6 protein-coding genes and 1 pseudogene are annotated in these 5078 nt (G+C 74.6%); all 7 read left to right on the forward strand.

Annotated elements, in window-relative coordinates; all coding sequences use genetic code 11:
- A pseudogene (locus HUW36_RS25150) lies at window positions 1-180 on the forward strand (ornithine cyclodeaminase family protein); the annotation flags it as partial.
- Window positions 181-229: 49 nt separating this feature from the next.
- On the forward strand, window positions 230-1732 hold the full coding sequence (rimO, locus tag HUW36_RS25155) for a 30S ribosomal protein S12 methylthiotransferase RimO (RefSeq protein WP_174530430.1): 1503 nt from the start codon (window positions 230-232) through the stop codon (window positions 1730-1732).
- Between the two features lie 47 nt (window positions 1733-1779).
- Entirely contained in the window at window positions 1780-2361 is a 582-nt protein-coding gene (pgsA, locus tag HUW36_RS25160) for a CDP-diacylglycerol--glycerol-3-phosphate 3-phosphatidyltransferase (RefSeq protein ID WP_174530431.1), read from the forward strand.
- A gap of 50 nt (window positions 2362-2411) precedes the next feature.
- Window positions 2412-2948 carry a CinA family protein gene (locus HUW36_RS25165; protein WP_174530432.1) on the forward strand — a complete coding sequence of 179 codons (537 nt, stop codon included), beginning with the start codon at window positions 2412-2414 and terminating at the stop codon, window positions 2946-2948.
- A gap of 190 nt (window positions 2949-3138) precedes the next feature.
- Window positions 3139-3588, forward strand: coding sequence for a helix-turn-helix domain-containing protein (locus tag HUW36_RS25170; protein ID WP_091579827.1), 450 nt, complete (start codon window positions 3139-3141; stop codon window positions 3586-3588).
- 126 nt (window positions 3589-3714) lie between these two features.
- Window positions 3715-4566: a PspA/IM30 family protein gene (locus HUW36_RS25175; protein WP_174530433.1), complete on the forward strand. Its 852-nt coding sequence runs from the start codon at window positions 3715-3717 to the stop codon at window positions 4564-4566.
- A 17-nt stretch (window positions 4567-4583) separates the two neighbouring features.
- The coding region (locus HUW36_RS25180) for a S8 family serine peptidase (protein WP_174530434.1) at window positions 4584-5078 on the forward strand (495 nt) is incomplete at its 3' end.

Genomic DNA, 5078 nt, shown 5'->3' on the forward strand with positions numbered 1-5078 from the left:
ATGCTCGCCGCGGTCGAGCCGTACGCCGGCCGGCTGCGCGACCTGGGCGCGGTGCTGGCCGGCGCGGCCCTCGGCCGGACCGGCGCGGACCAGATCTCGGTGTTCTGCTCCACCGGCCTGGCCGGCACCGAGGTGTTCCTCCTCGACCGCCTGGCCCGGGTGGCCGTCCCGACCCGCTGACCGCCCGGACGGGTGGCGTGGCGGTCCGGAACCGGCCCGGTACCCTCGGATGGTGTCTGCCACCTCCTCCTCCCCGCAATCGGACGGGCGCCGGGTCGCCCTGCTGACCCTGGGCTGCGCCCGCAACGAGGTCGACTCGGAGGAGTTGGCCGCCCGGCTGCACGCCGACGGGTGGCAGGTGACCACCGACGGCGAGGGCGCCGACGTGGTGGTGGTGAACACCTGCGGCTTCGTGGAGAAGGCCAAGCAGGACTCGATCCAGACGCTGCTGGCCGCCGCCGACACCGGCGCCAAGGTGGTCGCCGCCGGCTGCATGGCCGAGCGCTACGGCCGTGAGCTGGCCGACAGCCTGCCCGAGGCGCAGGCGGTGCTGAGCTTCGACGACTATCCGGACATCGCGGCCCGGCTCGACGCCGTGGTGGCCGGTCAGGCGCTCGACGCGCACACCCCGCGCGACCGCCGCGAGCTGCTCCCGCTGACCCCGGTCAAGCGCCGCGAGGCGGCGGTGTCGCTGCCCGGGCACGGCACCCCGACCCGGGTCGCCCCGGAGACCGACGCGCACACCCCGGCGCACCTGCGTCAGGTGCTGCGGCACCGGCTCGACACCGGGCCGGTGGCCTCGCTGAAGCTGGCCAGCGGCTGCGACCGGCGCTGCGCGTTCTGCGCCATCCCGGCGTTCCGGGGGGCGTTCGTCTCGCGTACCCCGGACGAGCTGCTCGCCGAGGCGGAGTGGCTGGCCAAGACCGGCGTCCGCGAGCTGGTGCTGGTGAGCGAGAACTCGACCTCGTACGGCAAGGACCTGGGCGACCCGCGGGCGCTGGAGAAGCTGCTGCCGCAGCTCGCCGCGATCGACGGGATCGTGCGGGTGCGGGCCAGCTACCTCCAGCCCGCCGAGACCCGGCCCGGGCTGGTCGAGGTGATCGCCACCACGCCCGGTGTGGCCGCCTACTTCGACCTGTCGTTCCAGCACTCCAGCGAGCCGGTGCTGCGCCGGATGCGCCGGTTCGGCTCGACCGACCGATTCCTGGAGCTGCTGGCCTCCGCCCGCGCGCTGGCCCCGGAGGCGGGCGCGCGGAGCAACTTCATCGTCGGCTTCCCCGGTGAGACGAAGCAGGACGTGGCCGAGCTGGTCCGGTTCCTGACCGAGGCGCGGCTGGACGCGATCGGCATGTTCGACTACAGCGACGAGGACGGCACCGAGGCCGCCGGCCTGCCCGGCAAGGTCTCCGCGGCCACGGTCAAGCGGCGCTACGACCGGCTCAGCGCGCTCGCCGACGAGCTGTGCTCGCAGCGGGCCGAGGAACGGCTCGGCTCGACGGTGGAGGTGCTGGTGGACTCGGTCGCCGACGGCGTGGTCGAGGGACGGGCCGCGCACCAGGCGCCCGAGGTCGACGGCTCCACCACCCTGGTCGCGCCGGACGGCGGCGGCGTCGACCTGACCGCGTTGCGCCCGGGCGACCTGGTCCGGGCCACGGTGACCGCGACCGAGGGCGTCGACCTCGTCGCCGTGCCGGATGAGATGATCTCGGCGGCGCCCGGCGCGGCACGGTGACGGCGGGCCCGGACGGAGCGGGGAAGCCACGGGGGGCGGTGCCGGACATGACCGGGGCGGAGTCGACGGTGGCGGCACCCGTACCGCTGCTCAACGCGGCGAACGTGCTGACCGGCGCGCGGCTCGTGCTGGTGCCGGTCTTCGCGGCCACCGTGGTCGCGTCCGGGATGACCCACGCCGGCTGGCGGACGGTGGCCTGCCTGATCTTCGTGGTGGCCTCGGCGACCGACCTGGTCGACGGGTGGATCGCCCGCCGGTTCCAGCTGGTCACCTCGCTGGGCAAGGTCGCCGACCCGATCGCCGACAAGGCGCTCACCGGCGCCGCGCTGGTGCTGCTCTCCTGGTACGACCGGCTGCCCTGGTGGGTGACCGTGGTGATCCTGGCCCGGGAGCTGGGCATCACCGCGCTGCGCTTCTGGGTGATCCGGCACGGGGTGATCGCGGCCAGCCGCGGCGGCAAGATCAAGACCGCGCTGCAGATCCTCGCGATCACCTGGTACCTCTGGCCGATGCCGGAGGCGCTGGCCCCGGTCGGCCCGTGGATCATGGGCGCCGCCGTCGTGGTCACCGTGGTCACCGGGTTCGACTACATCGCCCAGGCGTTGCGGCTGCGGCGTCCCACCCGTTGATCCGGTCGGCCGACGAGTAAGCCGGCGCCGGGCGGGAAGAAGGGGCGGTCATGGACACCGACGCGAGACACCAGCGGCCCGCCGGCAGCCCGGCGGCCGCCGTCGTGCACCGCCTGCACGAGTGCGGCGAGACGCTGGCCACGGTCGAGTCGCTGACCGGCGGCCTGCTCGCCGCCGCCATCGTGGAGATCGCCGGCGTCAGTTCGATCTACCGGGGTGGCCTGGTGGTCTACGCCACCGATCTCAAGGCGACGCTTGCCGGCGTACCCGAGGATCTGCTGGCCGAGCGCGGGCCGGTGGACCCGGACGTGGCCGCCGCCCTCGCCGAGGGCGGGCGGCAGCGCTGCGACGCGGTGTGGGGGCTCGCCACCACCGGCGTCGCCGGGCCGGAACCCCAGGGCGACAAGCCTGTCGGTCTGGTCTACGTGGCGGTCGCCGGCCCCGCCGGCACCGAGGTACGCCGGCTCGACCTCGACGGTGGCCGCGACCACATCCGCGCGGCCGCGGTGATCGAGGCGTTGCGCCTGCTCGCCGAGCGGATCCCGGTCGCCCCCGACGTCGATCCGGCCCGCGCCGGCCGGCGATGACCGCCCCGTCGGGCTGCGCCGGCCCGTCGCCGGACGGGATTGGACAGGCGGGGTGGGATGTCGTCGTGGCGGTCAACGGGTACGGTTGCGGGAAGGCTCCGGCGGACGACGTCGGCGCCCCGGGCGGTCCGCCGCCCCGGGCGCGGCGCGATCGGCCGGGGAAGGTGGTTCCCGTTCAGGGGGAGGTGCGATGGTCCTGCTACGCCGGGTGATCGGTGACGCGCTGCGGGCACGCCGGCAGGGGCAGCACCGCACCCTCCGCGAGGTCTCGTCCGCCGCCAACGTCAGCCTCGGTTACCTCTCCGAGATCGAGCGCGGCCAGAAGGAGCCGTCCAGCGAGCTGCTGGCCGCGATCTGCGACGCGCTCGGCGCCCGCCTGTCGGAGCTGCTGCGCGAGGTCAGCGACACGGTCGCGCTGGCCGAGCAGATGCCTGGGGTGCTGGTGCCGGTGGTCGACGAGCCGGTCGAGCCGACGCCGGTGGCCGCCGCCGCGGTGCGCAAGGCGACGAACCGGGGAGTCCGTCAGGTCACCTCCGACGGCTCGGTGGCCGTCCAGGTCCGCCAGGACTCGCCGCTCAAGGCGACGCTGCGCAGCACCCGGGTCCGCCCCGCCGAGCGGGACGTGGTCTGCGCCGCCTGACCCCGCCGTCGCGCCGTGGGCACCGGTGGCGCCTGCGTCGTAGTGTTGATCAGGAGCGTACGGGTGCCGGAGTGGCGTCCGGCTGGGACGATGTAGGCGCGACGCTACTGAGGGGACGAGGCGGAGATGGCTAACCCGTTCGTCAAGGGTTGGAAATACCTGATGGCGCTCTTCGGCGCGAAGATCGACGAGCACGCCGATCCGAAGGTGCAGATCCAGCAGGCCGTCGAGGAGGCCCAGCGGCAGCACCAGGCGCTGGTCCAGCAGGCGGCGGCGGTGATCGGCAACCAGCGCCAGCTGGAGATGAAGCTGTCCCGGCAGATGACCGAGGTGGAGCAGCTCCAGGGCAACGCGCGGCAGGCGCTCGCGCTGGCCGACCAGGCCCGGGGTCGGGGTGACGAGGCCGAGGCCGGACGCTACGAGCAGTCCGCGCAGCTGCTCGCCACCCAGCTCGTCTCCGGCGAACAGGCGCTGGAGGACCTCAAGACGCTGCACGACCAGGCGCTCGGCGCGGCCGCGCAGGCCCGCAAGGCGGTCGAGAACAACTCGATGATCCTCCAGCAGAAGCTCGCCGAACGCACCAAGCTGCTCAGCCAGCTGGAGCAGGCCAAGATGCAGGAGAGCGTCGCCAAGTCGTTGGAGTCGATGTCGTCGCTCACCGCGCCCGCCAGCACCCCGTCGCTGGACGAGGTGCGCGACCGGATCGAGCGCCGCTACGCCACCGCCATGGGCCGCGCCGAGCTGGCCGGCAACTCGGTCGAGGGCCGGATGCTCGAGATCCAGAAGGCGACGCTCGACTCGGCCGGATCGGCGAGACTGGAGCAGATCCGGTCGAGCATGGCCGGCGAGCAGCTCGGCGCTCGGCAGGAACGCCCCGCGGTGGGCCAGCCGACCGACCCGGCGGCCGCCGCCCGGCTGGACGAGATCCGGGCCAGCATGAGCCGGGAACGGAGCACCGGGGAGAGCACGACCGGCTGACGGACGGGGAGGGACCCATGGTGGACGAGCGGGCACGACACTTCCGCCGACTGCGCAGACTGCGAGGCTCGGCGCGCCGGTGGAGCGTCCTGGCCGGAGGGCTCGGCGGCGCCGCCGCGGTGCTCACTCCGTACGCCGGGCTGGGTCTGGCGGACGCGGCCTGGGCCGGCGGCGCGGACGGCGCCGGCGTGACGGTCGCGGTGCTCGACACCGGGGTCACCCGGCACCACGACCTGGCCGGGCGACTGCTCCCCGGGTACGACTTCGTCAGCGCGCCGGACGACGCCCGCGACGGCGACGGACGCGACCCGGACGCCACCGACCAGGGCGACTGGGCCGAAGCGGGCGACTGCGGACCGGATTTCCGCCCCAGCAGCTGGCACGGCACCCACGTGGCCGGCACCGTCGTGGCGCGCGACGAGGGCGGGGTGACCGGGCTCGCCCCCGGCGCGCGGGTCCAGCCGGTACGCGTCCTCGGCCGGTGCGGCGGCACCACCGCCGACCTGGTCGAC

The sequence above is a fragment of the Micromonospora maritima genome (assembly GCF_902825405.1).
Classification (GTDB): Bacteria; Actinomycetota; Actinomycetes; order Mycobacteriales; family Micromonosporaceae; genus Micromonospora; species Micromonospora maritima.

Coding starts and splice junctions, on each gene's coding strand:
- rimO (WP_174530430.1), top strand. CDS start 230: ATGGTGTCTGCCACCTCCTCCTCCCCGCAATCGGACGGGCGCCGGGTC.
- pgsA (WP_174530431.1), top strand. CDS start 1,780: ATGACCGGGGCGGAGTCGACGGTGGCGGCACCCGTACCGCTGCTCAAC.
- HUW36_RS25165 (WP_174530432.1), top strand. CDS start 2,412: ATGGACACCGACGCGAGACACCAGCGGCCCGCCGGCAGCCCGGCGGCC.
- HUW36_RS25170 (WP_091579827.1), top strand. CDS start 3,139: ATGGTCCTGCTACGCCGGGTGATCGGTGACGCGCTGCGGGCACGCCGG.
- HUW36_RS25175 (WP_174530433.1), top strand. CDS start 3,715: ATGGCTAACCCGTTCGTCAAGGGTTGGAAATACCTGATGGCGCTCTTC.